This is a genomic window from Gordonia sp. SCSIO 19800, assembly GCF_018132775.1.
Classification (GTDB): Bacteria; Actinomycetota; Actinomycetes; order Mycobacteriales; family Mycobacteriaceae; genus Gordonia; species Gordonia hongkongensis.
Genome location: NZ_JAGRQM010000006.1, coordinates 139,688 through 165,523, shown reverse-complemented (window position 1 = coordinate 165,523; position 25,836 = coordinate 139,688). Strand labels below are relative to the sequence as shown.

24 protein-coding genes are annotated in these 25,836 nt (G+C 68.3%); 11 read left to right on the top strand and 13 right to left on the bottom strand.

The genetic code is table 11. The features are described 5' to 3' along the window. Window positions 1-39 precede the first annotated feature (39 nt). Window positions 40-549: a nucleotide exchange factor GrpE gene (gene grpE / locus KB201_RS09730; protein ID WP_211539085.1), complete on the top strand. Its 510-nt coding sequence runs from the start codon at window positions 40-42 to the stop codon at window positions 547-549. Here the strand turns inward: grpE and KB201_RS09725 are convergent. Continuing rightward, window positions 510-2,564: a prolyl oligopeptidase family protein gene (locus KB201_RS09725; RefSeq protein ID WP_211539076.1), complete on the bottom strand. Its 2,055-nt coding sequence runs from the start codon at window positions 2,562-2,564 to the stop codon at window positions 510-512. The two genes, grpE and KB201_RS09725, sit on opposite strands and share 40 nt — an antisense overlap. Before the next feature lie 212 nt (window positions 2,565-2,776). Here KB201_RS09725 and KB201_RS09720 point away from each other — a divergent pair, with 212 nt between their 5' ends. Continuing rightward, window positions 2,777-4,354 (top strand): serine hydrolase, encoded by a 1,578-nt coding sequence (locus KB201_RS09720; RefSeq protein WP_211539145.1) that lies wholly within the window; start codon window positions 2,777-2,779, stop codon window positions 4,352-4,354. 3 nt (window positions 4,355-4,357) lie between these two features. Here KB201_RS09720 and KB201_RS09715 read toward each other — a convergent pair whose 3' ends face one another. From KB201_RS09715 to KB201_RS09705, 3 genes are read right to left on the bottom strand one after another with little or no spacing between them, the layout of a single operon-like run. After that, window positions 4,358-4,846 (bottom strand): DinB family protein, encoded by a 489-nt coding sequence (locus KB201_RS09715; protein ID WP_058251289.1) that lies wholly within the window; start codon window positions 4,844-4,846, stop codon window positions 4,358-4,360. A gap of 10 nt (window positions 4,847-4,856) precedes the next feature. After that, window positions 4,857-6,116, bottom strand: a complete 1,260-nt coding sequence (locus KB201_RS09710) for an NADH:flavin oxidoreductase (protein ID WP_211539075.1) — start codon at window positions 6,114-6,116, stop codon at window positions 4,857-4,859. Window positions 6,117-6,138: 22 nt separating this feature from the next. After that, window positions 6,139-6,741, bottom strand: coding sequence for a TetR/AcrR family transcriptional regulator (locus KB201_RS09705; protein WP_211539074.1), 603 nt, complete (start codon window positions 6,739-6,741; stop codon window positions 6,139-6,141). A 118-nt stretch (window positions 6,742-6,859) separates the two neighbouring features. On the opposite strand from KB201_RS09705, the gene lpdA reads away from it, so the two are divergent. Together lpdA and KB201_RS09695 are read left to right on the top strand one after the other, a co-directional pair. Then, window positions 6,860-8,245 carry a dihydrolipoyl dehydrogenase gene (gene lpdA / locus KB201_RS09700; RefSeq protein WP_065630145.1) on the top strand — a complete coding sequence of 462 codons (1,386 nt, stop codon included), beginning with the start codon at window positions 6,860-6,862 and terminating at the stop codon, window positions 8,243-8,245. A 4-nt stretch (window positions 8,246-8,249) separates the two neighbouring features. Then, window positions 8,250-9,134: a DNA-3-methyladenine glycosylase gene (locus KB201_RS09695; RefSeq protein ID WP_058251285.1), complete on the top strand. Its 885-nt coding sequence runs from the start codon at window positions 8,250-8,252 to the stop codon at window positions 9,132-9,134. 15 nt (window positions 9,135-9,149) lie between these two features. On the opposite strand, the gene KB201_RS09690 is transcribed toward KB201_RS09695, so the two are convergent. Next, entirely contained in the window at window positions 9,150-9,794 is a 645-nt protein-coding gene (locus tag KB201_RS09690; RefSeq protein WP_211539073.1) for a class I SAM-dependent methyltransferase, read from the bottom strand. 16 nt (window positions 9,795-9,810) lie between these two features. Continuing rightward, window positions 9,811-10,347 carry a carboxymuconolactone decarboxylase family protein gene (locus KB201_RS09685; RefSeq protein ID WP_211539072.1) on the bottom strand — a complete coding sequence of 179 codons (537 nt, stop codon included), beginning with the start codon at window positions 10,345-10,347 and terminating at the stop codon, window positions 9,811-9,813. A gap of 25 nt (window positions 10,348-10,372) precedes the next feature. Between KB201_RS09685 and KB201_RS09680 the strand changes: the two genes are divergently transcribed. Beyond that, on the top strand, window positions 10,373-10,837 hold the full coding sequence (locus KB201_RS09680) for a MaoC family dehydratase (protein ID WP_065630148.1): 465 nt from the start codon (window positions 10,373-10,375) through the stop codon (window positions 10,835-10,837). A 20-nt stretch (window positions 10,838-10,857) separates the two neighbouring features. Here the strand turns inward: KB201_RS09680 and KB201_RS09675 are convergent, their stop codons facing one another. Further along, entirely contained in the window at window positions 10,858-12,264 is a 1,407-nt protein-coding gene (locus KB201_RS09675) for a lipase family protein (protein ID WP_211539071.1), read from the bottom strand. A 297-nt stretch (window positions 12,265-12,561) separates the two neighbouring features. Between KB201_RS09675 and KB201_RS09670 the strand changes: the two genes are divergently transcribed. Continuing rightward, window positions 12,562-13,977: a lipase family protein gene (locus KB201_RS09670; protein WP_211539069.1), complete on the top strand. Its 1,416-nt coding sequence runs from the start codon at window positions 12,562-12,564 to the stop codon at window positions 13,975-13,977. Here the strand turns inward: KB201_RS09670 and ramB are convergent. Then, window positions 13,974-15,404 (bottom strand): acetate metabolism transcriptional regulator RamB, encoded by a 1,431-nt coding sequence (gene ramB, locus KB201_RS09665; RefSeq protein ID WP_065630150.1) that lies wholly within the window; start codon window positions 15,402-15,404, stop codon window positions 13,974-13,976. The genes KB201_RS09670 and ramB overlap by 4 nt on opposite strands. Before the next feature lie 60 nt (window positions 15,405-15,464). Here ramB and KB201_RS09660 point away from each other — a divergent pair, with 60 nt between their 5' ends. The 4 genes from KB201_RS09660 to KB201_RS09645 all read left to right on the top strand — a co-directional run bounded on the left by KB201_RS09660 (window position 15,465) and on the right by KB201_RS09645 (window position 20,100). Then, window positions 15,465-16,235: a hypothetical protein gene (locus KB201_RS09660; RefSeq protein WP_211539067.1), complete on the top strand. Its 771-nt coding sequence runs from the start codon at window positions 15,465-15,467 to the stop codon at window positions 16,233-16,235. 467 nt (window positions 16,236-16,702) lie between these two features. Continuing rightward, on the top strand, window positions 16,703-17,998 hold the full coding sequence (gene aceA / locus KB201_RS09655) for an isocitrate lyase (RefSeq protein ID WP_068971642.1): 1,296 nt from the start codon (window positions 16,703-16,705) through the stop codon (window positions 17,996-17,998). Window positions 17,999-18,160: 162 nt separating this feature from the next. Further along, window positions 18,161-19,027 (top strand): 3-hydroxybutyryl-CoA dehydrogenase, encoded by an 867-nt coding sequence (locus KB201_RS09650; RefSeq protein ID WP_068971643.1) that lies wholly within the window; start codon window positions 18,161-18,163, stop codon window positions 19,025-19,027. 287 nt (window positions 19,028-19,314) lie between these two features. Continuing rightward, window positions 19,315-20,100, top strand: coding sequence for a hypothetical protein (locus KB201_RS09645; protein WP_058251419.1), 786 nt, complete (start codon window positions 19,315-19,317; stop codon window positions 20,098-20,100). Window positions 20,101-20,257: 157 nt separating this feature from the next. On the opposite strand, the gene KB201_RS09640 is transcribed toward KB201_RS09645, so the two are convergent. Together KB201_RS09640 and KB201_RS09635 are read right to left on the bottom strand one after the other, a co-directional pair. Next, window positions 20,258-21,196 carry a hypothetical protein gene (locus KB201_RS09640; protein WP_211539065.1) on the bottom strand — a complete coding sequence of 313 codons (939 nt, stop codon included), beginning with the start codon at window positions 21,194-21,196 and terminating at the stop codon, window positions 20,258-20,260. Between the two features lie 139 nt (window positions 21,197-21,335). Further along, window positions 21,336-21,860: a helix-turn-helix domain-containing protein gene (locus KB201_RS09635; protein ID WP_211539063.1), complete on the bottom strand. Its 525-nt coding sequence runs from the start codon at window positions 21,858-21,860 to the stop codon at window positions 21,336-21,338. An 86-nt stretch (window positions 21,861-21,946) separates the two neighbouring features. Here KB201_RS09635 and KB201_RS09630 point away from each other — a divergent pair, with 86 nt between their 5' ends. Next, window positions 21,947-23,140, top strand: a complete 1,194-nt coding sequence (locus KB201_RS09630) for a benzoate/H(+) symporter BenE family transporter (protein WP_211539061.1) — start codon at window positions 21,947-21,949, stop codon at window positions 23,138-23,140. Window positions 23,141-23,335: 195 nt separating this feature from the next. On the opposite strand, the gene KB201_RS09625 is transcribed toward KB201_RS09630, so the two are convergent. The 3 genes from KB201_RS09625 to KB201_RS09615 are packed head-to-tail and all read right to left on the bottom strand — an operon-like array spanning window position 23,336 to window position 25,835. After that, window positions 23,336-24,187: a PPK2 family polyphosphate kinase gene (locus KB201_RS09625; protein ID WP_065630154.1), complete on the bottom strand. Its 852-nt coding sequence runs from the start codon at window positions 24,185-24,187 to the stop codon at window positions 23,336-23,338. Then, window positions 24,184-25,008: an SDR family NAD(P)-dependent oxidoreductase gene (locus KB201_RS09620; RefSeq protein WP_211539054.1), complete on the bottom strand. Its 825-nt coding sequence runs from the start codon at window positions 25,006-25,008 to the stop codon at window positions 24,184-24,186. The genes KB201_RS09625 and KB201_RS09620 overlap by 4 nt, the downstream gene beginning before the upstream one ends. Continuing rightward, window positions 25,008-25,835 carry a TetR/AcrR family transcriptional regulator gene (locus KB201_RS09615; RefSeq protein WP_211539143.1) on the bottom strand — a complete coding sequence of 276 codons (828 nt, stop codon included), beginning with the start codon at window positions 25,833-25,835 and terminating at the stop codon, window positions 25,008-25,010. The genes KB201_RS09620 and KB201_RS09615 overlap by 1 nt, the downstream gene beginning before the upstream one ends. Window position 25,836 lies beyond the last annotated feature (1 nt).

Genomic DNA, 25,836 nt, shown 5'->3' with positions numbered 1-25,836 from the left:
GCCGGACGATCGGCCGGCGGAGTTGATTACGCTGGCGGAATGACGTCTCCGGAGGGCTCTGTGCCCGAGCGAATCGACGGGCTCGCGCAGTTGGGCGAGCAGGTGTCCGACCTCGCCGCCGTGGTCGCGCGGCAGACCAGGACGATCGAGCGGCTCATCGACGCCGCGAAGACCCCGGCCGCCGCGGCCGGCGTGGACTCCGCCCTGCTGGTCGACCTCTTCGCGCTCCACACCGACGCGGCGGCGTGCGCGGTCTCGGCGTCGGAGGCCGACCGGCCGGCGTTCGAGCTGCTGCGCGCCGGACTGGAACGCCTCATCGTCGGCCGCGGGGGAGCGGTCGTCGCACCGCCGGCCGGGACCGACTTCGATGCCCGCACCATGGAGGCGGTCGACGTCCATCCGACCGACGACACCTCCGCGGACCGCACCGTCGCCGAGCTGCTCCGTCCCGGGCTGGTCGTCGGCGAGCGCTCGGTCCGGCCGGCGGCAGTGGTGGTCTTCAGGAGCGGTCAGTCCTCGGGAGACAGTGTCCGCCAGAGGAACTCGTAGGCCAGGGCCGATTTGAACGCGGCCTGCTTGTTGTCCGCCGCGCCGCCGTGGCCGCCCTCGATGTTCTCGTAGTACTGCACGTCGTGACCGGTTTCCTCCAGGCGGGCAACGAGTTTGCGCGCGTGACCGGGGTGGACGCGATCGTCGCGGGTCGACGTCGTGACCAGGATGGGCGGGTAGGTCGCGTCCGCGTCGACGTTCTGATAGGGCGAGAACGGCTTCATGAACTCCCACTGTTCGGGGTCGTCGGGGTCGCCGTACTCGGCCATCCACGACGCCCCGGCCAGCAGGAGGTGGTAGCGCTTCATGTCGATGAGCGGGACCTGGCAGACCAGGGCGCCGAACAGCTCGGGATAGCGCGTCAGCATCACGCCCATGAGCAACCCGCCGTTGGAACCGCCCTGGGCGCCCAACTGTGACGCAGTGGTGAGTCCGGTGTCGACGAGGGCGCGCGCGACAGCAGCGAAATCCTCGTATACCTTGTGCCGCCCCGCTTTCTGCGCCTGGGTGTGCCACGACGGGCCGTACTCGCCGCCGCCCCGGATGTTGGCGATGACGTAGATCCCGCCGCGCTCGATCCAGCTCTGTCCGGCGATCGCGAGATAGCTCGGGGTGAGGGCGTTCTCGAATCCGCCGTAGCCGTAGAGCAGCGTCGGTCCGTGGGACACGTCGCGCCGACGCACCACGAAGTACGGCACCTGCGTGCCGTCGTCGGACGTCGCGAAATGCTGCTCGGCGGTCACCGCGTCGGAGTGGAAGAACGCGGGGCTGTGTTTGATGACCTCCGGAGCCCGGCCGCTCTGGCCGTGGAGCAGACTCGGCGGATCGGTGAACGACGTCGCCGACCAGAACACCTCGTCGCTCTCGTCGGGATCGGTGTCGAGGACCGAGACCGTGGCGAGGTCGGGCAGACCCGGCATGTCCACGGCCTGCCAGGTGCCGAGTTCGAGTACCTCGACCCGGGTGTGCACGTCGTGCAGCTTCACGATGATGAGATGCGAACGCGTGTAGGCGTAGTCGACGAGGCTCGTGTGCGCATCGGGCGCGAAGAGCACGGTCGCGTCGCGGTCGCCCGCCCGGTAGGACTCGTAGTCGAAGGCCAACAGTGTGCCCGGTGCGTGCGCGGTGCCGTCGATCTCCCACTCCGATCGCGTGAGCACCAGCAGCCAGTCCATCCGGACCCCGGCGTGCGCGTCGGTGGGCACGTCGAGCAACTCGGGGCGGCCGTCGCGCAGTTCGTAGTCGAGTGAGTTGAAGAAGTCGGTGGCGCGACCGACGAAGTGGCGTTCGAATCCCGGTGTGCTGTCGTAGCTCGCCCGCACCGACACGTCCCCGGTCTCGCCCGCGAAGACCGTCACGGCCTCCGACAGCGGGGTGCCGCGCGTCCAGCGCTTGACGATGCGGGGGTAGCCGGAATCGGTCAGCGAGCTCAGCCCGTCCGGTTGCACGCCGAAATCCGTTCCGACGTAGACGGTGTCACGATCGATCCACCCGACGTCGGATTTGTTCTCCGCCAGCTCGAAGCCGTCGGCGACCCAGGTGCGCGACGGGATGTCGAACTCACGGACCACGGAGGCGTCGGCGCCGCCGCGCGAGAGGGAGATCAGCGCGCGCTCGTACTCGGGGCGCAGTACGGAGGCGCCGGCCCACACCCAGTTCTCGTCCTCGGCGCGTGCGAGTTCGTCGACGTCGATGAGGACATCCCAGTCGGGGGTGTCGGTCACGTAGGAGTCGTACGTCGTACGACGCCAGAGGCCACGCGGGTTGGTCGCGTCGCGCCAGAAGTTGTACAGGTACTCTCCGCGGCGACGCGCGTAGGGGATGCGGTCGTCGGTGTCCAGGGCGGCAAGCGTTGCGGCCTCCAACTCGCGGAAGCGTTCCGACGACGTCAACGCCGCCACCGTGGGCTCGTTGTGCGCGCGCACCCAGGACAGCGCGTCGTCGCCGGTGACGTCCTCCAGCCACAGGTACGGGTCGGTGTCGGACGTGGGGGCGTCGTAGCCGTGCTCGGTCATGGCGTCCAAACTACGCGGGCGGCCGTCGCGACCGTGCTCCGCGCAGGAGCGCTCACGGTGTCGGCCCCGGCAAAACGCCCACTGCAGGTTGTCCGCGCGGGGTATCGTGACGCAGCGACGTCGAGGAGACCCCCATGGCCACTGCCCATTCCGTTCCCGCCCGCTGTCCCGGCCATGAACCCCCACGGACGTCGCGATGGGCCCGCCTCTCGATGGCCACCTGTTCCGTCGTCGCCGTGGTTGCGCTCGTCGCGGCTTGCGGCAGCGGGTCGTCGGGCACCGGGGCGCCGCCGTCTGCATCGGAGTCTCTGGAGAACCCGAATGCCGTCGCCGCCGAACCGCTGCCGGCCGATGCGGTCGACAAGGCGGTCGGGCAACTCGACGACCTGGTCAACTCGATGATGGAGTCGACCAAGATCCCGGGTGTGGCCGTGGCGGTCGTGTCCGGTGGGGAGACCAAGTACGCCAAGGGGTTCGGCGTCAAGGACATCACGACCGGTGAGGCCGTCGACCCGAACACCGTCTTCCAGCTGGCGTCGGTGTCGAAGTCGGTGGGATCGACGGTGGTCGCGGCCGCCGTCACCGACAAGACGGTGACGTGGGAGATGCCGATCGTGGAATCGCTGCCGTGGTTCGCGCTCGCCGAACCGTACGTCACGCGCACCGTGACCGTCGGCGACATGTACTCGCACCGCTCGGGTCTGCCGGACCACGCGGGCGACAAACTGGAGGACATGGGGTACTCGCAGCAGGAGATCATGCAGCGCATGCGCTTCATGCCGCTCGACCCGTTCCGGATCAGCTACGCCTACACCAACTTCGGGGTGACGACCGGTGGCGAGGCGGTGGCGGTGAAGGCCGGGACGGACTGGGCGACGCTGTCGCAGGACCTCATCTACGGTCCGCTGGGCATGACCAGCACCAGCTCCCGCTACGTCGACTTCGAGCGCCGGGCCGACCGCGCGGTGGGGCACATCAAGGAAGACGACAAGTGGGTCAAGACCCCGATCCCGCGCGATCCCGATGCGCAGTCACCCGCCGGCGGTGTGAGCTCGAACGTCAACGACATGGCGACGTGGCTGAAGATGGTGCTGGCGCAGGGCAAGCACAACGGCCAGGAGGTCGTGGCCCCCGACGCGCTGCTCCCGGCCCTCTCACCGCAGATCGTGTCGAGCCCGCCCCAGACGCCCGACAACCGCGCCGGATCGTACGGCTACGGCTTCAACGTCGGGGTGACCGAGGACGCGCGGACGCAGTTCAACCATGCCGGCGCGTTCGCGTCGGGCGCCGGCACGGTGTTCTCGATCCTGCCGTCGGCCGACACCGCAATCGTCGTCCTGTCCAACGCCGCGCCCCTCGGTGCGGTGGACTCGATCGCCGCCGAGTTCATGGATCTCGTGCAGTTCGGCGAGATCCGCAACGACTGGCGCGACCTCTACGCCAAGGCGTATGCGCCCCTGAGCGTGCCGAGCGGCGAACTCGTCGGCAAGGAACCGCCGTCGAATCCCGCACCGTTGCAACCACTGCCGTCGTATGTGGGTACCTACGCCAACGCGGTGTACGGACCGGCGGAGATCGTCGAACGCGACGGGAAGCTCGTCCTGGAGATGGGGCCGGGCGGAGTCCGTAAACACGAACTCGCTCACTGGGACGGCAACACGTTCACGTTCGATCTGCTCAACGAGAACGCCGAACCGGGCTCGATCTCGCAGGTCACGTTCGACGGCCCGCGTATGACGATCGAGTACTACGACGACGAGGAGAGCAACGGCGAGTTCATCCGGCGCTGACGGTCAGCGGCCCGTCCGGCCGTCGACGCCCTCGCGGATGATGTCGAGATGGCCGGCGTGACGGGCGGTCTCCTCGATCATGTGGGTCAACGCCCACCGCATCGACGGGGAGGAGCGACGTCCGCTCGCCCTGGGCGCCGCCTCGGCGAGATCGGTGTAGGCGTCGATGACCTCGCCGGCCTCGGACACCGCGCGGCGGTACGCCGCCTGCACCGATGCCACGGTCTCGTCGTCGGGGCAGGTGAACGTCGCCTGCCAGTCGTCCGCGTCCTCGCCCAGGAAGAAGAACCGTTCGACGAACGTCAGGTGGCGGACCACCCCCAACAGGCTGGTGCCCGACGGCACCGCGGCCGCACGCGCGTCGACCTCGGAGACGCCGTCGAGTTTGGCCACCGCGGAGGCGCGCAGGTAGTCGAGGAAACCGACCAGCACCTCCTTCTCCGAACCGCCGGTCGCCGGTGGCGGAGTGTCCTTGCGACGGCGGGGAGGCATGGCCCCCACCCTAATGCTGTGCGGCCACCGGGTCGGGGACCTCGCCGGTCCGGACCGGGCATCGCGTGTGGGAGTAGATCGTCGGCATGCAGAGATTGCAGTGGACGCATTTCGACGTCGTCGACGGGTCGGCGGCGAGGCGCAGCGGTAGGTCGGGTTCACGCAGGAGCGCGCGCCCCATCGCCATGAAATCGAAGCCCTCGGCGAGCGCGAGATCCATCGAGGCGCGATCGGTGACGCCGCCCAGGAGGATGAGCGGCAGATCGACGGCCTTACGGAGTTCGCGCGCGAGAGGCAGCAGATAGGCGTCGTGATAGCGGTAGTGCTTCAGGAAGACCGGTGCGAAGGCCTTCAGTCCGTACTTCATGGCACCGGAGTACGCATCGGCGAACTCCTTACGGGGTGCCTCGCCGTGGAAGAGGTACATCGGGTTGAGCAGTGAACTCCCCGCGGTGGGTTCGATGGCGTCGAGGTGGCCGTCGGATTCCAGTAGCTGTGCCACCTCGCATGCCTCGTCGACGTTGAAGCCACTCAGCCTCGCCCGGCCCCGGGCCCGCGCCGCGGGCGAGCGCTCGAGGTCGACCCGGCCGACGCCGTCGAAGAGGTTGAGCTTCACCCAGATCGCAGCCTCGTCCCCGACCTCGTCGCGCACGCTCTCGACCACCTCACGGGCGAGGCGGGCGCGGTTGACGAGGCTCCCGCCGTAGGCGTCACGACGCCGGTTCAGCAGCGGGGACAGGAAGCTGGAGATGAGATAGTTGTGGCCGCAGTGGATCTCGAGTCCGTCGAAGCCGGAGTCCACCGCAAGCCGTGCGGCCCGGCGGAACGTGGTCCGCAGGTCGGCGATGTCGTCGACGCCGATCGCGCGGGTCACCGACATCCCCATCGGGGCCGGTATGCGCGAGGGCCCGAGGGAGGGAGCCCGGTTCGACGCCGAGTTCGCGACCGCGCCCGCGTGCCCCAGTTGGGCCGCCGCAAGTGCGCCCTCGGCGTGGACTGCGTCGGTGAGTCTGCGCAATCCGGGAACCGCCTCGGGGCGCATCCAGATCTGGTGGCGGTCGGTGCGGCCCTCAGGTGAGATCGCGCAGTAGGCGACCGTGCTCATGGCCACCCCGCCGGCGGCGACCTCGCGATGGAACTCGATGAGTTCGTCGGTCACCAGGGCGTCGGGCGTCATCCCCTCGAAGGTGGCGCATTTGATCAGGCGGTTCCGCAGGTGCAGCGGTCCCAGCCGGGCGGGGCTGAACGGTCCGGTGGTGGGGCTGTCCACAACGGGTCCTCTCACTCGTGTCTCACGTGGCGGGTGCGGTCAGTCCGGCGGTGACGAAGCCGGCCAGGGCCGTCACGGCGGCGGGGCTCGAGGTCTCGGTGCCCCCGAACCGCAGGAGGATCAACTGGAAGGCGAGTGCCCAGCGTCGGCGCGCTTCGCTCGCCGTCAGGCCGGGGACGGCCTCGGCGAGCATGTCGGCGAACGGATCGAGATCGAACCAGCGCGACGTCCAGCTCGCGGTGGGATGGGCGAACACAAACCGTGCGAGCAGCTGTAGGTGCAGATGTCCGGTTGGGTCGGACTGCAGGTCGACGAAGGGGGCCACCACAACGTCGACGACATGCGCGATCGGCGTACCGGCCGGGTCGAGGGAGGCCAGCGGGTCGGCCCACAGCGGACCCAGGCGAGACTCCAGCAGAGCGATGGTGAGGTCGTCCTTGGTGCCGAAGTGATAGTGCACCGCCGCCGGGTTCGCCTCGGCGGCCGCGCAGATCGCCCGGACGGACACCTTGTCGTATCCCTCGGCGAGGAAGAGACGTTCGGCGACGGCCAGCAGGGCGTTGCGGGTGGGCAGCGACGTCGAATCGCGGCGCTCACCGCGTCCGGCGCGCGTGGTCTGGGTCACACGTCGAGGAAAGCACAGTTCGGTCGATGTTTCAATCAATGATTGAATGCGCAGGTTGCTACCGGCGAGTAGTGGGACACTCTGCGGCGACGGTCGGGCGCGACGTAGGCTGGCAGTCGTGGCTGAACACTTTCAAACAGTTGTATTGGGTGCAGGTCCAGGTGGGTACGTAGCCGCGATCCGGTCGGCTCAACTGGGCATGAAAACCGCCGTCATCGAGGAGAAGTACTGGGGCGGTGTGTGTCTGAACGTCGGATGTATCCCGTCCAAGGCCCTGCTGCGCAATGCGGAGCTCGCACACATCTTCAACCATCAGGCCAAGACCTTCGGCATGAGTGGTGACGTGTCCTTCGACTTCGGAGCGGCATTCGACCGCAGCCGCAAGGTCTCGGACGGCATCGTCAAGGGCGTCCACTACCTGATGAAGAAGAACAAGATCACCGAGATCGACGGATACGGGGTGTTCACCGACGCTAAGACCATCAAGGTGGGCGACCGGGAGATCACGTTCGACAACGTCATCATCGACACCGGGTCGACCGTCAAGCTACTCCCCGGCGTCGAACTGTCGGAGAACGTGGTCACCTACGAAGAGCAGATCCTGACCCGTGAACTGCCCGAGTCCATCGTCATCGTCGGTGCGGGCGCCATCGGCATGGAGTTCGGTTACGTCATGGCCAACTACGGCGTCGACGTCACCATCGTCGAGTTCCTCGACCGCGTGCTCCCCAACGAGGACGCCGACTCCTCGAAGGCCCTCGCCAAGGAGTACAAGAAGCTCGGCATCAAGTTGCTGACCTCCACCCGGGTCCAGAAGGTCACCGACAACGGCGACAGCGTCACCGTCGCCTACACCGACGCCAAGGACAAAGAGGGTGAGCTCACCGTCGACAAGGTCCTCATGTCCGTCGGATTCGCCCCGCGCGTCGAGGGCTTCGGCCTCGACAAGACCGGTGTCGAACTCACCGATCGCGGCGCCATCGCCATCGACGACTACATGCGCACCAACGTCGACGGCATCTACGCGATCGGCGACGTCACCGCCAAACTGCAGCTCGCGCACGTCGCCGAGGCCCAGGGCGTGGTGGCCGCCGAGACCATCGCCGGCGTCGAGACCATGACCCTCGGTGATTACCGGTTCATGCCGCGTGCCACCTTCTGTCAGCCGCAGGTCGCATCGTTCGGCCTCACCGAGGCGCAGGCCAAGGACGAGGGCTACAACGTCAAGGCGACCACGTTCCCGTTCTCGGCCAACGGCAAGGCCCAGGGGCTCGGCGAGACCGCGGGCTTCGCCAAGCTCGTCACCAATGCCGACACCGACGAGCTGCTCGGCGGACACCTGGTGGGCGACAACGTCTCCGAGATGCTCCCGGAGATGACGCTGGCCCACAAGTGGGATCTCACGGCCAAGGAGCTGGCGCGGAACGTGCACACGCACCCGACCATGTCGGAAGCACTGCAGGAGACGTTCCACGGCGCTCTCGGGCACATGATCAACCTGTAGACGTGTGAGTGCAGACGAGCGGGTCCGGGAGTGGACGCTCCCGTGGCCGCTCGACCTGCGGGCAACGGTCGGCCTGCACCGGCGCGGTGCGGGCGACCCGGCGTTCGTCTACGCCAGGGACGGTTCAGTCTGGCGGGCGGTGCACACCCCCGACGGGCCGGGCACCCTGACGATCGCCGTGCGGTCCGGCGTCGTCGTCGGTCGCGCATGGGGTCCCGGCGCGGACTGGTTGCTCGACCAGATGCCGGATTTCCTCGGTGCGCGAGACGATCCCGACGCCCTCGTTCCCCGCGATCCCGTAGTGCGGGAACTGGTGCGCCGCGCCGAGGGTTTGCGGCTCTCACGCACCGACCGGGTCTGGGAGGCGCTCGTCCCGGCGATCCTGGAACAGAAGGTCGTCGGCGCGGAGGCGTTCCGTGCCTGGCGGTACCTGCTGCGCCGCTTCGGTTCTCCCGCGCCCGGACCGGTCCCGGAGACCATGCGTGTGCCGCCCGCCCGGCAGGACTGGGTGCGCATCCCGAGCTGGGAGTGGCACCGCAGCGGCATCGAACCGGTCCGCATGCGGACCATTCGCGGCGCCACCACCATCGACGTCGAACGTCATGCGCGGAAGCTCACTGTGCTCCGCGGTGTCGGCCAGTGGACCGAGGCGGAGACGCTGTCGCGGTCGCTCGGCGACCCCGACGTGGTCAACGTCGGCGATTACCACATCCCGAAACTGGTGGGGCTCACCCTGATCGGCGAGGCCGTCGACGACGCCGGGATGCTCGAACTGCTCGAACCCTATGCGGGGCAACGTCAACGAATCATCAGGCTGGTCGCGCGGCGGGGCGTCCGGCCCGAACGGCGCGGCCCGCGGATGACGGTCCGCGACTACCGGGAGTTCTGAGGCGCCTCGGGCCGTCTACGACGCCGGCTTGCGTGCCAGCACGAACTGCCCCTGACCGGTGATCGTCTGCTCGACGTCGTCCAGGCCGGCGCGTCGGAGGCGCTCGACGATCTCGTGGTCGTCGAAGATCCGGTACCCGCTCGCCCCGGCGAGCGGCCGGACGCCCGGGAACGAGGTGAGCGGCGTCGTCACCGAGGTGAAGACCACGATCTCGCCACCGGGTGCGGTCACCCGCACCAGCTCGTCGACGACCGGTAGCGGGTCGGGGATCAGATAGAGGGCCGCCAGGCAGGTCACCACGTCGAAGGTGTTGTCGGCGAACGGCAATGCGTGGGCATCACCCCGCAGGAACGCGGCCCGCCCCACCGCGTTGGTCTGCGCGGCCCGCGCCAGCATGGGCGCGGAGAAGTCGATGCCGATGCAGCGACCGTCGCCGGTGAGTCCGTCGGCGATCTCACGTGTGTAATTGCCGGGGCCGCAGGCGACATCGAGGACCAACCGGTCACCCGGGCGGGCGAGGTAGGCGCGTAGTGCGCGGTCGAAGTCGGCGGTGGAACGGCCGCCGAGGCTGAAGAGCCGGGTGAAGGTCGGCCGCCAGAGATGCTCGTAGATCTCGGCGAAGTACTCGTTGCGCATCAGGCGCTGCGCGATCGACTCCATGTCAGGGGTGTCGCAGTCAGGAGCGGGCGTCGCGCTGGACGCGCAGCGTGTGGATGGTGGTCGCGAGGCTGTCGTATTGACCGACGAGCAGGGTGAACCCGATGAGTTTCCGGTCGTCGAGGTGCCGGGACAACGCCTGCCATGCGATGTCGGAGACGTCCTTGTTCTCGACGAGTTCGTCGACCGCGCGCAGGATCGCCCGTTCACGATCACCCCACCCGGCGTCGGGACCCTCGAGGATGCGGTCGAACTCGTCGGCGGTGATCCCGGCCCGACGGCCGAGGCGTCGGTGATGGTCGAGTTCGTAGTCGCAATGCCGCAGGTGGGCCACCCGGATGATCACCATCTCGGAGTCCTTGCGCGGCAACACACCGAACGGCATCAGCCGGCTGCTGAAGTGGAGCCAACCGCGGAACAACCCCTTCGCGCGACCCAGGGTCGAGAAGATGTGCGCGTCGTCGACACCCATGACGCGTGCGGCCCCCCGCGCGAAGACGAAATTGACCGGCCCGAGCTCCCGGAAACCACCCGGTGCGACGCGAGGTGTGCCCATGGGCCCACGGTAGACTACGCGGACTATGACGCACACCACACGGACGTTCACCAGTGTCGACGAACTGAAGGCCGCGATCGGCGAAGACCTCGGCTCGGGCGAGTGGCTCGAGATCACCCAGGAACGGGTCGACGCCTTCGCCGATGCGACCGGCGATCACCAGTGGATTCACGTCGACCCCGAGCGTGCGAAGTCCGGTCCGTTCGGGACGACCATCGCGCACGGATACCTGACGGTGTCGCTGCTGCCGATGATCGCGGGGAAGATCTTCACCGTCGAGGGCCCCAAGCTGGTCCTGAACTACGGCATGAACAAGCTGCGCTTCCCGAACCCGGTGAAGGTCGGCGCCCGCATCCGCTCGAACGCGGTGATCACCTCGGTCGAGGAGACCCCCAAGGGCGTGAACATGGTCGTCACCAACACCGTCGAGATCGAGGGCGAGGCGAAGCCCGCGTGCGTCGCCGAGAACCTTCGCGTCCTCGTCTTCTGACCGGGGCGGCTCCTCGACGCTCAGCGGCGGCACTCGTCGACGGCCGGTTCGCCGCGTAGCCGGCGGTCGAGCCAGTCGAGGGCGACGGGGAAGCCGAGCAGCGCCGCGCTGATGTGTTCACCGAAGACCTCGCGGTAGGCCATGACCGCACCGAGGGCGCATTGTTCGCGGTAGAGGGCGCGGGCGCCGGCCGCGGGGATCCACCACTCGTGGGTCCCGTGGTAGATCAGCAGCGGGATCACCGAGGCGCGGTCGGCCATCGCGGTCAGCCGATAGATCCGCTCGGCGGTCGGCGACCGGAACGGGTCGGGATCACTCGAGAGCAGCTGCATCGGCAGGAAGGTGCCACCGGCCACCGCCTCGGGGATCACGCACACGTTCTTCAACGGCGACGACGCGAGCCAACGCGCGGGCCGGTTCGTGAGGGCCAGGATCTCCGGACGCTCGCGCGCGATGCCGACGGTGGCCGCGTGGAACAGGCCGGTCGCGAGGTTCGCGTTCATGCTCCCGACCAGCATGCGGAAGTCGGCCGGGACACCGCCGAGACCCGCGCCGACGACACGGTCGGTGAGCTCGGGTGCGTACTCGCCCAGTAGTTTCGCCGCACCGTGGGTGGCGATGGCGCCGCCCGAGTACCCGGTCATGGCGATCCGGCTGCGGCGCAACAATTCCGGGCGCACATGGAGGGCCGCGCGGACGGCGTCGAGGATCACGTGCCCGGCGAGTACCGGCTCCGCGTAGGCCATCCGGGGTCCCTGGTGGTCGGGCACGAGAACCGCATAGCCCTCGTGCAGCGCCAGCTGGGTCGTCGGCGGGATCAGGTCGGTGACGCCCGTCGCGATGGAAAACCCGTGCGCGAGTGTGTATCCGGGTGTGCAGGCGGCACCGAGTGAGTCGATCGGCAGGTTGTTCACGAGCATCGGCGTCGGTGCCCTGGCCGTTCGACGCGGGACCAGCAGGGTCGCGGTGCCGAAGATCGGCGCCCCGACGGCATCGGTGCTGCGGAACTTGATCAGCGTCGCCGATCGGAGCGGTACCGTCACCACCGGCCCGGCGGCGGCGGTGACGTCGCGGGTGGCGATCACGTCTCCCGGGGCGCGTGAATACAGGTCGGCCGGCCACCGGTCGAACATCGGGTCACCTGTCGGGGACGGCAGGATAGATTCGCGCAATTCGAGTGCGCGGTGGTCGAATCCGTCGGCCCGCGCACGAGGCGGGATCGTGCGAAGCCGAGGAATGGGCGGCGGTGGCACCGCGCGGTCGATGGCGCCTGCGACGGGCGGCGGCAGCGGCATCATGTTCGGCGGGTCCGCGGCCGATGGCCCGGCGGACAGCGAGCCGACGGCGGCCACCAGCAGCGCGGCGACCACCAGCACGGTGGCCGTCCACACCGCCCGGCGTCGAAGCGCGTGCCGGGTTCTCGTCATGGCGGTGCCTCCGCGTCGAAGAGCGCTTCGTCGGTGACCTTAGGACAGTCGACCCGGCGCGGACCTCCGTTGCGCATCGATGGTCGCCGCACCGAGATGTAACCGTGATGTGCGGCGCGATAGGCGGTTTCGCGTGTCACCCGACCGGACTACATGGGTGTCGCCATGGATGGTCGCTCCCGCGCAGGCCGTCGTCACCGACTAGCATTGGCGGAGGTCATCGCGGTTCGAGTCGTCAGAGGTGCTGCCGGGGGGCGGGCGACTCGACGATGGCCGAGGTGAGACGGGAGGTTGGCGATGCCGGCCAGGGGTGTTCTTCGACGATCGGTCCGATGCGCAGCGGTCGCGGTGACGGCGACGTGTGCCGCCGCGGCGCTCCTCGCGGGCCCGACCGGGGCGAGTGGTCCCGCCGACGCCGAGCCGCCCAATCTCACCGCGGTCCCGCCACAGTTGCCGGCGGACGTCGACGGCCTGATCCCGGCGCCGCCGGTCGAGAAGCTGTCGCGCATCCCGGAACGGTCCCGGATTCCCGGCGCCTCCCGTGAACTGCAAGAACTGCGCGAGGCGATCATGCCGTCGCCCAGTGGCGACCGGTTCTTCGACCACTGGCCGGCCGGTCTGGCCGCGCGGACACCCGGTGAGGTCCTGACCACGCGGTCGGTGACCCGGGTGGCACAGCCCCTGGTCGTCGTCCCGCTGCGATCGGCGCGGCAGGTCAAGTTCCGGACGACCGACGCCAACGGCGCCCCGATGTTCGGCACGGCCACCCTGCTGGTGCCGGCCAAGGCCTGGACCGGGCGGGGAGACCGCCCCGTCCTGGTCAACAACTCGCCGATCGTCGCGCTGGGCACCAAGTGCACGACGGGCTTCACTTACGCGCACGGTTTCACCAACAACACGAACGAGACCGATCTCATCCCGCCGTTCACCCAGCTCGCGTTGGACCGGGGTTATGCGGTGCTCGTGCCCGACCACACCGGGCCCCGGATGGCCTACGCCGAGCCGTATGTCGCGGGCCACGTGATCCTCGACTCGTTGCGCGCGGCCGGCGCTCTCGACCCGGCGAACTTCGCCCGCGGACCGGTCGCCATGGTCGGCTACTCCGGCGGGGCGATCGCCACCCACGGCGCGGCCAAGCTGGCCGCGAAGTATGCGCCCGACATCGCCGGGCGGTTCGTGGGGGCGGCCATCGGCGGGGTGCCCGCCGACTACCGGACACTCGCCGGCGCCATGAACGCGAACCTCGCGTCCGGGGTCTTCCACGCCGCGATGCTCGGCGTCGCCCGGGAACGGCCCGAGGTCCTCCAGATGTCGAACCATCTGGCGAGATGGCTTGCGACGTCGGAGATCCGCAACATCTGCACCGATGACATGGGCAACCTCGGGATCGCTCACCTGCCGACGCAGCTCCTGTCGACCGACCCCGATCCGTTCCACTCCGCGATCGCCGAAGAGCTCTTCGAGGTCACGTCCATGTCGGATCTGAAGGCATCGATGCCGTTGCTGATCTACCACGGGCGCTACGAGTGGTGGGTTCCCGCAACCCAGGCGCGGGCCCTCGCCGCCCAGCAGTGCGATCTCGGTGCGACAGTGACGTATCGGGAGTACGAGGCCGAACACGTGACGGCGGCTGCGGTCGGGTTCCCGGACACCGCGACCTGGCTCGACGAACGTCTGCGCGGGATCCCCGCACCGAACGGGTGTGGTCGTTAACGGTTCTCGGTGAGGCTCATGTAGGGCGAGACGCTGCTGGTGTGTTCGTCGATGCGGAGTGATGCTCCGACCGCGGGGAACGCGCGCTGGGCGCAGTTGGTCCGCTCGCACACCCGGCAACCGGCGCCGATCGGTGTGACATGCGCCTGCGGTCCGATCTCCAGACCGTCGGAGTAGATCACCCGCGCGGCGTGGCGCAGTTCGCATCCCATGCCGATCGCGAAGGTCTTGCCGGGCTGTCCGTAGCGGGTGGCGCGGCGTTCGACGGTGCGCGCAACCCAGAAGTAGTTCCGGCCGTCGGGCATCTCGGCGATCTGGGTGATGATCTTGCCGGGGTAGGCGAACGTCTCGTAGACGTTCCACAGTGGACAGGTGCCGCCACTGGACGAGAAGTGGAAACCGGTGGCGGACTGTCGTTTCGACATGTTCCCGGCTCGGTCCACGCGCACGAACGACCAGGGGATGCCCCGCAGGTTGGGCCGCTGCAGCGTCGAGAGGCGGTGGCAGATCGTCTCGTAGGAGACGGCGTAGAAGGCCGAGAGGCGTTCGATGTCGTACCGGAAATCCTCTGCGGCGCCGTGGAATTGGCTGTAGGGAAGGACGACTGCGGCGGCGAAGTAGTTCGCCAGACCGAGAAGTCCCAGCGCCCGGGCGTCCTCACCGCTGAAGTTCGCCTCGTCGACCAGTTTGTCCAGGAGGTCCTGGTACTCGAGATAGCAGAGCTCGCTGGCGAGTTTGAACGTCCGCTGACCTGCCGAGAGCGACGCGGAGAACTCCAGACGCCGGGCCTCGCGGTCGAACCGGTGCAGGGTGTAGTCCCCGAGGTCGACGCGGCGCACGATGCTGATGCCGTGGACGCTCTCGATGCGGTTCATGATCTCGCGCCGGATGTCGGCGGAGTGCATCCGCATCCGGGTCGTCATCTCCTCGGCGACGACATCGAGTTCGTGAATGTAGTTGCGGCGCTGGTAGAAATAGTCCCGCACCTCCTCGTGCGGCGCGCTGATGGTGCCCCGCATGCTGCGGTCGCCCCGCTCGTCGGTCGCCGCCGCGAGCTGATCGGTGGCGACCCGGTAGCGGCGGTGCAGGTTCACCATCGCCTGGGCCATCTCGGGATGCGACGCGACCATCGCGCTGAGCCCTTGGGCGTCGAGCGCGCCGGGGGAGGCCTCGAGGTCGTCGTCGAGCAGCGCCTCACGCAGCTCGGCGACCAGCCGGACATCGTCCTGGCTGTCGAAGAACCCGGCGTCGACGCCGAAGGCCTCGGTGATCTTGGACAGCACCGACGCGGTCAGCGGACGGGCATCGTGTTCGATCTGGTTCAGGTACGACGCCGAGATCGACAGGGTCTGCGCGAGGGCAACCTGCGACAGGCCGCGCTCGGAACGCAATTGGCGCAACCGCGAGCCCACGTAGGTCCTGCTCATCGTCCACCTCCCGGACAGGTGCTGCCGCGTCGCGCGTCGTTCCCAGGGTACGGTGACCGCGTGCTACCCCTCCTCGGCCGACGCCGCCCGCCGGCAGCGCTGGCCGCGTCGGTCGTGGCAGTGGCGCTCGGCCTCGCGGGGTGCGCGGGCGACCCGGGGGAAACGACGGCTCCCCGCGGTCCCGCCGATCTCGTGCTGTCCGAAGCCCAGCTGCCGCCGGGGTACACATCCGCCCCGCTGTCGGTGGTGGATCTCGTCGCCGGGAACCGGGCCGCCATCGACGCCTCCCGATCGGTGCGCGTCACGCCCGAGTACTGCCGGCCCACCTCCGACGCCGCGCTCAACGACCAGCTGACCGCCGACAACTCGGCGGTGCTGGCCGCCCGTGACGGCGCGACGGGCACCCTCGTCGAACTGGTCACCACCGCATCGCGCGACATCGACGCCGACCGGCTCACCACGACTGGCCGCTGCTCTCGGACCACGACAGAGATCACCACCGGCAACCTCGCGGGCAGTCGGGTGCTCACGGTGTACACCGAACTGCCCCAGCCGGAGATCGACGGCGGGTTGCTGCCCGGGGAGCAGATGCTGCTCACGCGATCCGACGTCACGACGACCCTGCCCGACGGCGGTGTCCGGCGGCAGATCGGGTTCGCCGGGTACGCCGTGCTCGACCGGCCGGCATCAGGGCCGTTGACGATGCAGCTGACGGTGTCGGGTGCGACCACCCGTGCGAGCGATCCGCCGTCCATCCCGGTGGAGCCGATCGAACCGTCGGTGTTCGCGGATCTCTTCGAGACCGCCGTCGAGCGCGTCACCACACCCTGACGGCCGCCGTCCGCTGTCCGCGGACCGTGCCGCACTGGTGTGATGGACATCACTTTCGGGTATCCGGCCGTCGAGGTCGGGGTCCGAGGGCCTCCGAGATCACGGATTGGCTCGACTACTCGTGAGTAGAAAATCCCAGTACGGACGTACTTTTTGGCGGAAGTAGACCCTGCGTTCACAGATCTATATTTGCAAACTTTGCAAACAGGTGGCGAAAAATAACCCATATTTACACGCTCCGAGGGTTGGACCTGCGGGTTTGTGTTGTGGCACCCTTGCTGCAGGCACCACCGATACCACGTCGACGGGTTCGCAAACTTCGGCCGAGACTGACGCCGATCGCGATCACACACCGCAGACGAGGACATCGGCTGTCTGTCAGCAGAGAGGTTCCGGCGGCGCGCCGGGCCGTCGCCCCGATCCGGTCCCCGGTCGGGACGAGCAGGACAACGAAAGCGAAGCAGCCAATGAGCAACGTCGGAAAGCCCCGTACCGCCGCGGAGATCCAGCAGGACTGGGACACCAACCCGCGCTGGAAGGGCATCAAGCGCGATTACACCGCCGAGCAGGTCGCCGAGCTCCAGGGCTCGGTCGTCGAGGAGCACACCCTCGCCCGCCGCGGCGCCGAGATCCTGTGGGACGGCGTGACCAAGGGCGACGGCAGCTACATCAACGCCCTGGGCGCTCTCACCGGTAACCAGGCCGTGCAGCAGGTCCGCGCCGGCCTGAAGGCCGTGTACCTCTCGGGTTGGCAGGTCGCCGGTGACGCGAACCTGTCCGGCCACACCTACCCCGACCAGTCGCTCTACCCCGCCAACTCGGTCCCGAGCGTCGTGCGTCGCATCAACAACGCGCTGCTGCGTGCCGACGAGATCGCCCGCGTCGAGGGTGACAACTCGGTCGACAACTGGGTCGTGCCGATCGTGGCCGACGGTGAGGCCGGCTTCGGCGGCGCCCTCAACGTCTACGAACTGCAGAAGGCCATGATCGCCGCGGGTGCCGCCGGTACCCACTGGGAGGATCAGCTCGCGTCGGAGAAGAAGTGCGGCCACCTCGGTGGCAAGGTGCTCATCCCGACCCAGCAGCACATCCGCACCCTGAACTCGGCTCGTCTCGCCGCCGACGTCGCCGGTGTCCCCACCGTCGTGATCGCCCGCACCGATGCCGAGGCCGCCACGCTGATCACCTCCGACGTCGACGATCGCGACAAGCAGTTCGTCACCGGTGAGCGCACCGCCGAGGGCTACTACCACGTGAAGAACGGCATCGAGCCGTGCATCGAGCGTGCGAAGTCCTACGCGCCCTACGCCGACATGATCTGGATGGAGACCGGTACCCCGGATCTCGAGCTGGCCCGCAAGTTCGCCGAAGCCGTCAAGGCCGAGTACCCCGACCAGCTGCTGTCCTACAACTGCAGCCCGTCGTTCAACTGGAGCAAGCACCTCGACGACAGCACCATCGCGAAGTTCCAGAACGAGCTGGGCGCCATGGGCTTCACCTTCCAGTTCATCACGCTGGCCGGCTTCCACTCGCTGAACTACGGCATGTTCGACCTGGCCTACGGCTACGCCCGCGAGCAGATGTCGGCGTTCGTCGACCTGCAGAACCGCGAGTTCAAGGCTGCCGAAGAGCGCGGCTTCACCGCCGTCAAGCACCAGCGTGAGGTCGGCGCCGGCTACTTCGACAACATCGCCACCACCGTCGACCCCAACACCTCGACCGCTGCTCTCAAGGGCTCGACCGAGGAAGGCCAGTTCCACTAGGAACTCGCCACCGTCGTGATCTAGGCGAACCAGGCAGGCGGTCCGCGGCTTTCGCTGCGGGCCGCCTGTTGGCGTATCCCGGGCTCGGCGCGTGCCCGGAGGGTCACCCATGTTCTTGCGAAATCGGTTCTTGCCGAGGACGATTCCACCCGAGGAGCCGACATGACAAACCAGAAGATCTCCCGCGTCGGCGTGGTGGGGGCAGGACAGATGGGCGCGGGGATCGCCGAGGTGTGCGCGCGGGCCCACGCCGACGTGCTCGTCTACGAGCACAGCCGAGAACTCGTCGTCGCCGGTCGCGCCCGGATTCTCCGATCACTCGATCGCGGTGTGTCGAGCGGCAAACTGACCGAACGCGAACGCGACCAGGCGTCGATGCGACTCCGCTTCACCACTGACCTGGGCGACTTCGCCGATCGCCACCTCGTGTGCGAGGCCGTCGTCGAGGACGAGGTGGTCAAGACCGAGATCTTCGCCCAACTGGACAAGGTCGTGACCGACCCCGGGGCGATCCTGGCGTCGAACACATCGTCCATCCCGATCATGAAGCTGGGCATGGCAACCCAGAACACCGCCCGCGTCATCGGCATGCACTTCTTCAACCCCGTACCGGTTCTCCCGCTGGTCGAACTCGTCACCACCCTGACGACCGCTCCGGAGATCGTCGAGCGCGCCGAGGCCTTCGCCCACGACGTGTTGGGCAAGCAGGTGGTCCGGTCGGCCGATCGATCCGGATTCGTCGTGAACGCGCTGCTGGTCCCGTATCTGCTCTCATCCATCCGGATGGTGGAGAGTGGTGTCGCGACCGTCGACGACATAGACAAGGCCATGGTCCTCGGGTGTGCGCACCCGATGGGTCCCCTCAAGCTGGCCGATCTGGTCGGACTCGACACGATCAAGGCCATCGCCGACCGGATGTACGAGGAGTTCAAGGAGCCGCTCTACGCACCGCCTCCGCTGCTGTTGCGCATGGTCGAGGCGGGGCGACTGGGCAAGAAGGCCGACCACGGCTTCTACCGTTACGCCTGATCGACGACGGTCCGGCGCGCGTCCGAGGTGACGTGCGTCACGAGTGTTAGCACGATGCTTGCATTTGCTAGCACAGCGTGGATACTGGTTATCGGAAACACCAATACCGATGGCGCCGCGGTTCCCTTATCTCGCGCGGTGTGAGCCGAATCGAATTGGCTTGCAACACCGACCGTTCCGAGGCGGCAGGCGACGGATTGTTCCGACATGCGCCCGGCGAAGACGCCGAGATCAACGAGACCGCATGTGCTGCAGCGCGATTGGTGACCCGACCGAAGGAGTTCACTGTGACCACCACCGAACGTAACTACGCCCCCCTCTATGCCGCCGTCGGCGCCGGCGACTACGCCTTCGCCCAGGTGACCGAGAAGCTGACCGAACTGCGTGAGCGCACCGAGGCTGCTGCCGAGACCGCCCAGTCGCGTCTCGAGGCCCGCTACGCCGAGACCAAGACCCTGATCACGGATCTGCCCGAGACCGCCCAGACGCGTTTCGACGAGGCCAAGACCCGCATCGGCTCGCTGTCCGAGGAGGTCCCGAGCGACCTCGACGAGCTGCGCGGCAAGCTGACCGCCGAGGAGCTCAAGCGCCTCGCCGACCCCTACGTCGAGAAGGCCTACGGCTTCTACACCTCGCTCGCCGAGCGCGGCGAGGCCACCCTCGAGCGCCTGCGCACCAAGCCGCTCGTCCAGGAGAACCTGTCGCGCGCCGAGAAGGTCTACAACGACGCCGTCGACCTGACCGAGGACGCCCTCGGCGTCGTGTCGACCCAGACCCGCCTCGTCGGCGATCGTGCGGCGAAGCTCGCCGGCCGTGCGAGCGAGCAGGTCGAGGACGTCGCCGTCGCGATCGAAGAGGCCGGCAGCAGCGTCAAGGAGCAGGCCGACGACGCGGCCAAGGAGATCGACGGCGCCGCAGGCACTGTCGAGGCCAAGGGCCGTGCCGCCAAGGCTTCGCCGGCCAAGAAGGTCGCCGAGGCCAAGGACACCCCGGTGCCGGCCGTGAAGAAGACCGCCGCCAAGAAGGCGCCGGCCAAGAAGGCCCCGGTCAAGAAGCCGACCACCGCGAAGTAAGTCGCACACAGTCGCATCCGGCAACGCCCCCGCTCCGGCGGGGGCGTTGCCGTGTGTGGGGGGCGCCTTTGTCTCGGGACGAGGTCCCTGTCTCGCGGTGGTGTTTCCGTCCCGCTGATGAGATCTGATCAGCGGGAGGGAAATGGGACCGCGGGACTCAGCTCGTCAACTCGAACTTCTCCAGCCATGGCCGGAGCAGACCGATGAAGGACCCGTCCTCGAGCATCGACCAGGTCCAGCGCACGACGACGGGGCCCAGCGCGCGAATCTCGTCCTCGCGCAGCTTCTCCTGCAGCACGACGTCGGCCACCGTCATCCCTGATGGCCGAAGGCGGCCGTATTTGACCATGCCGTCGAACTCCCCGACGAGCTTCGCCCCCCAGTCGAAGTCGACACGGTAGACGCCGCTCCGCGCACAGTACTCGCGTTGCAGTCGTGGAGCAGGCAGGCCGGCCTCGATCATCTGCGCCCGACTCCACGATTCGCCGACGCTTTCGGCCGCCCCATCGGCCAGTGCCAGCGCACGCCGAGCCACTCGACCTCCGCGCCGACGACGAGAGGCGAGCATCCGGCCCATGAGCTCACGATCGGCGCCTGCTCGAAGTGCCTGGTCGAAGGCGGTGAGGGCCTGTGCGAAGTCGCCCCCGGCCGCTACATCGACAGCGGTTCGCTCGATTCTGGTGACGGGTATTCCGTCGACGACGGCGAGCTCGTCTGCCGTCAGGGCGGCGGCGTGAACGTGACGATGCGTCGCGATGAATCCGCCGGCCTTCTTGCCGTTGGTGACGTGAACGCGTTCGGTGGCGGGCTTCAGCAGCGGAATGCCGAGCACCGCGGCGGCCGAGACGTGACTCAGTGGCAACTGTGGTGCGCTCGCCGGCTGTGACGTGGCGATCGCGACAGACTTGAGGCGGTGCAACTCCTGGTCGCCTTCGTGCCCGGCGAAGTCGTCGGATGCCGGCACGTAGACGCCGGGGATGAGCCGGATCAGGTCCCCGGCGGATACCGCTGCAGCAAGCAGGTTGTCGGAGAAGGCCGCATCGAGTGCGGCGCCGCGACGGATCAGACCGTAGCGGTCCAGTGGGTAGCTGGTCATCTCTATTCGACGCAGCGAAGGGCGTCTCGGCTCCATCGGGTTTTCCCCACCCTTCCCGCGGCCCCGCTTCCGTCTCGCTGATCGGATCTCATCAGCGGGACGGAAACAGCACCGCGGGAGCGGGATTCGACGGCGCCGGTCAGGGCGTCCGGATGGTGAGGACCGCGAGCGCGCCGTCGTCGCTGCGGTAGGTGTGCGGAGCGTCGGAGAGCCACTGCAGTGATTCGCCCGGCCCGGCCGTGTGTTCCTCGCCCGCGCGCCCGGCGCAGAGGTGACCGCTGACCACATACACGTGCTCGACGACGCCGGGCCCGTGCGCGGGCGACTCCCTGGTTCCGCCCTGGGTCACGCGCAACCAGAACACCTCGGACACCGATCCGTCGTCGTGGTGCTCGACATGGAGCAATCGCGCGGCGAGATGTGGGTCGACGCCCTCGGTGCCGGAATCCTCGCCCAGGAGGGCGGACAGCGGCACCCCGAGCGGCCCGGCGACGGCATAGAGCGTGTCGAGTGTGGGATTGCGTTGGCCGCCTTCGAGTTCGGACAGCGACCCCTTCCCGATCCGGGCCTCGCGGGCGAGCCCCGACAAGCTCAGGCCACGGTGCTTGCGGAGGGCCGAGATCCGGGCGCCGACAGCGCGTCGTCGATCATCGCCATGAGTCATCGTCGCGGCCTGCACTCGTTTCGGTCGATCGGGTGCCCGGCATCCCGAATGTTCTGTTTACGGAACGATACCGTTATGCTCGCGTCATGACCAGCCCCGTGTCGTCGACTCGTAGCGAGCCGATCATCGCTGGAATCGTCACCTCTCTGGTCGGTTTCACCTCGTCCTTCGTCGTGGTGGTGACCGGCCTGCGCGCGGTCGGTGCGTCCGCCGCCCAGGCGGCGTCGGGTCTGCTCGTCCTGACGGTTCTGTTCGGCCTCGGGTCCATCCTGCTCTCGCTGCGCACGCGCCGCCCGGTGACGCTGGCGTGGTCGACGCCGGGCGCCGCGCTGCTCGTCTCGGCCGGTGCGTCCTATGACGCGGGGTGGCCTGCGGCGGTGGGAGCGTTTCTCGTGGTCGGGCTGCTGATCGTGGCGACCGGGCTGGTGCCGGCACTCGGTGAGCTGATCGGCCGGATTCCGACGCCAATCGCCCAGGCGATGCTCGCGGGGGTGCTGCTCACCCTGTGTCTGGCGCCGATGACCTCGTTGTCAGCGCAACCGTGGTCGACGATTCCGATACTCCTCGTTTGGTTGCTGGCCATGCGATGGTTGCCGCGGTGGGCGCTGCCGCTGGCTCTGGTCACCGCACTGATCGTGATCGGCGTGAACCTCGCCGTCGATGGCTACGACGGCTGGGCCGGTGAGACGTGGTGGCCGCAGCTGGCCTGGACCACACCGGCGTTCGACGCGACAGCGATTGTCGGCCTCGCGATTCCGCTCTTCGTCGTCACCATGGCCTCACAAAACGTTCCGGGGGTGGCCGTACTCAAGTCGTTCGGTTACGAAACACCGTGGCGGCCGGCGATGTTCGTGACCGGGGCGGGAACCGTGATCGGGGCACCGTTCGGCGGACACGCGATCAACCTCGCCGCGCTGTCCGCGGCACTGGCCGCGGGTCCGGAGGCGGGCGCCGACCGGTCGCGACGATGGATCGCCGGCGTGGCCACGGGGTCGACGAGTCTCGTGCTCGCCGCGCTGTCGGGTGCGCTGGTCGTCGTCACGGCGATCGCACCGGACGGACTGCTCGAAGCCGTTGCCGGACTTGCGCTGCTGACCACTTTCGTGGCGTCGATCCTGGGTGCGTTCGAGAAGCCGGAGTTCCGCATTCCCGCGGCACTGGCGTTCGTGACCGCGGCCGCGGGTGTCACCTTCGGGGGGATCGGCGGCGCGTTCTGGGCGCTTGTCGTCGGGCTGGCGGCGCACGAGGTGCTCAGTCGGCGCCCGGTTCCTGCTTTCTGATCCGAAAGAACCGCATAACCCCTGGTCCCTGAGGTGCGAGGAGCGCAAGCGACGAGCCACGAAGGGCCTGGCGAGGCGAGTTGCGAAGACCCTTCGTGGCTCGCTTCGCTCGCACCTCAGGGACCAATAAGTGTGTGGCTCTTTCGGATCAGGGACCACTTGGTGTGCGGCTCTTTCGGATTGGGGAGCGGAAATTCAGTCCGCGGCGGCGAGTCGTCTCTTCTCGGCCTCGACGTCGAAATCGGCGGCAGGCCAGTCGAGGTCGAGGCGAGTGAGCGCGTCGATGAGCAGTTCGCACACCGCGAGGCGCGCGAACCACTTGCGGTTCGACGGGATGACGAACCACGGCGCGGAGTCGCGGTCGGTCAGGTCGAAGATCGCCTGATATGCCTCGAGATAGGCGTCCCAGTGACCGCGTTCGTCGACATCGCCCGGGTTGTACTTCCAGTACTTGTCGGGTCTTTCGAGGCGCGCGGCGAGGCGGCTCTTCTGCTCGTCCTTCGACACCACGAGGCAACACTTGACGACGGTGGTCCCGCCGGCGACGAGTTCGGACTCGAACTGGTTGATCAGGTCGTAGCGTTTCTCCCACACCGACTGCGGGACGAGATCGTGCACCCGGACGGGGAGGACGTCCTCGTAGTGCGACCGGTCGAAGATCCCGATCCGGCCCGCGGGCGGAAGGGCGCGGTGGATACGCCACAGGAAGTCGTGCTGCAACTCCTCTTTGGTGGGTTTGCCGAACCCCTTGATCGACAGACCCTGAGGGTCCATCATCCCGCCCACGTGGCGCACGATGCCGCCCTTGCCGGCGGTGTCCATGCCCTGCAGCACGAGCAGAACCGAGCGGTGGTCACCGGCCCGGCCGTTGGCGTACAACAACTCCTGGAGATCGGCGAGAACCTCGCCGCGCTGCGCGAGCAACTCCGTGCCGGAGGCCTTGTCGCCGTCGAAGCCCGGCGTCGTCTCCGGGTCGAACGACGCGATCGGCCCGATGGCCCCGACGCGCAGGGCATCGGCGGCGGGAGTGGTCCAACCAGCGGTCATGGGGTCCTCTCGGGGTCGGATGCGGGCGCCGGCTCGGCCGGGGGTGGGAACAGCGGCCCGCCACCGAACGCCGTGCGATGTGAATCCGGCGGCGTGCCATCGTTGTTCACGATCCCATAGGCGGAACCGAGTTCGGCGGTGACGAGCGTGCGGCCGCTGAGGTCGGACAGCCCGGGATCGGCTGCGAGCCGGGAGATGACCCGGCCGACGAACTCGGGATCCTCCGCGCGGGCGAGCGAGAAACCGGCGAATTCGTCGACGCCGAGTGACAGCAACAGCTCGGTGCGGATCAGGCCGAGCCACAACGAGATCGAGCTGACGCCGGTGCCCCGCAGTTCCACCGCCATGTCCGCGGCCATCTTGTCCAGGGCGGTCTTGCTCATCCCGTACAGGACCGAGTGCAGATGGCCGCGCGAGCCGAACGACGAGATGTTGGCGATGAGCCCGCGGCCGGCGTCGGTCATGAGCCGGGCCGCGTGCACCGAGGCCACGTAATGCGCTCGCAGTCCGACGCCGATCAGGGTGTCCCAGTCGTCGACCGGTCGCTTCCAGAACGGGTCGGAGAACCCGCCGAAACCCTTCGGCGCGGCCCACGCGTTGTTGACGAGCAGATCCAGACCGCCTGCGCCGGTGGCGATCTCGTCGAACGCCGCGGCCACCGCGGCGTCGTCGGTGTGATCGCAGGGCAGCGCGCGGGCGCCGTCGGGGCCGGTTCCCTGTCGCGACGTGACATACGTCGTCCACCCGTCGTCGATGAGCGCACGAGCGATGCCGTACCCGACGCCGCGACTGCCGCCGGTGACGAGAGCGACGCGCGTCATCAGGCGCCGGGGGTCCCGGAGGCGGGATCGACGGGCAGGGGATCGGCGGGTGGGGGATCGAAGAGCGCAGGCGGCGCTGCCAGGAACTTCTCCCGGGACCCGTTGACCTGCCAGACACCCACGACCGCGCTCCAGACCATCATGGTCAGATAATCCACGACTTCGTCGGCGCTGAGGGTGCGTTTGGTCATCCACCAGTCCACGACGTGCTGGATACCGCCCACGAGCGCGTGCGACCAGAGCTCGGCGCCGGTGGTGTCCGCGCCGCGTTCGGCCATCCGCAGCTGGATGTTCCCCATCACCAACTGGGTGACAAGTCGCACCGAATCGGCGGGCGCCGGGGACGAGGTGGGTGAACTGGCCAGGGCGAACCGGTACAGCTGCGGTTCGTCGTCGACGGCGTGCACGTACACCCCGATGATGGTGTGGGTGAGCGTGTACTCGTCGAGATCGTCGGCGATCGCCTCGGTCAGCCGCGGATAGATCGTCGTCTCGAAGAACCGCACCGTCGTCGCGACGCCGAGGTCGCTCTTGTCGGCGAAGTAGCGGTACAGGACGGTCTTGGAGACGCCGATGTGGGCGGCGATCTCGTCCATGCCGACGTCGGCGCCCAGTTCACGGACCGCGGCGATGACACCGTCGGTGAGTTCGGTGCGTCGGGCGAGCTTGTGCTTCTCCCACCGCTGTTTGCGACCGTCGGGTTTGGCGCCGGTCTCGGCGACCGACTCGGTGACCGTCGTCAGGACCTGTTCCAGCCCGCGCGTCACGTTGGCCGCGGCCGCCACTGCGGCGCGCGCGGCCGCGGCGGGATTCGGGCGGTTGGCCATC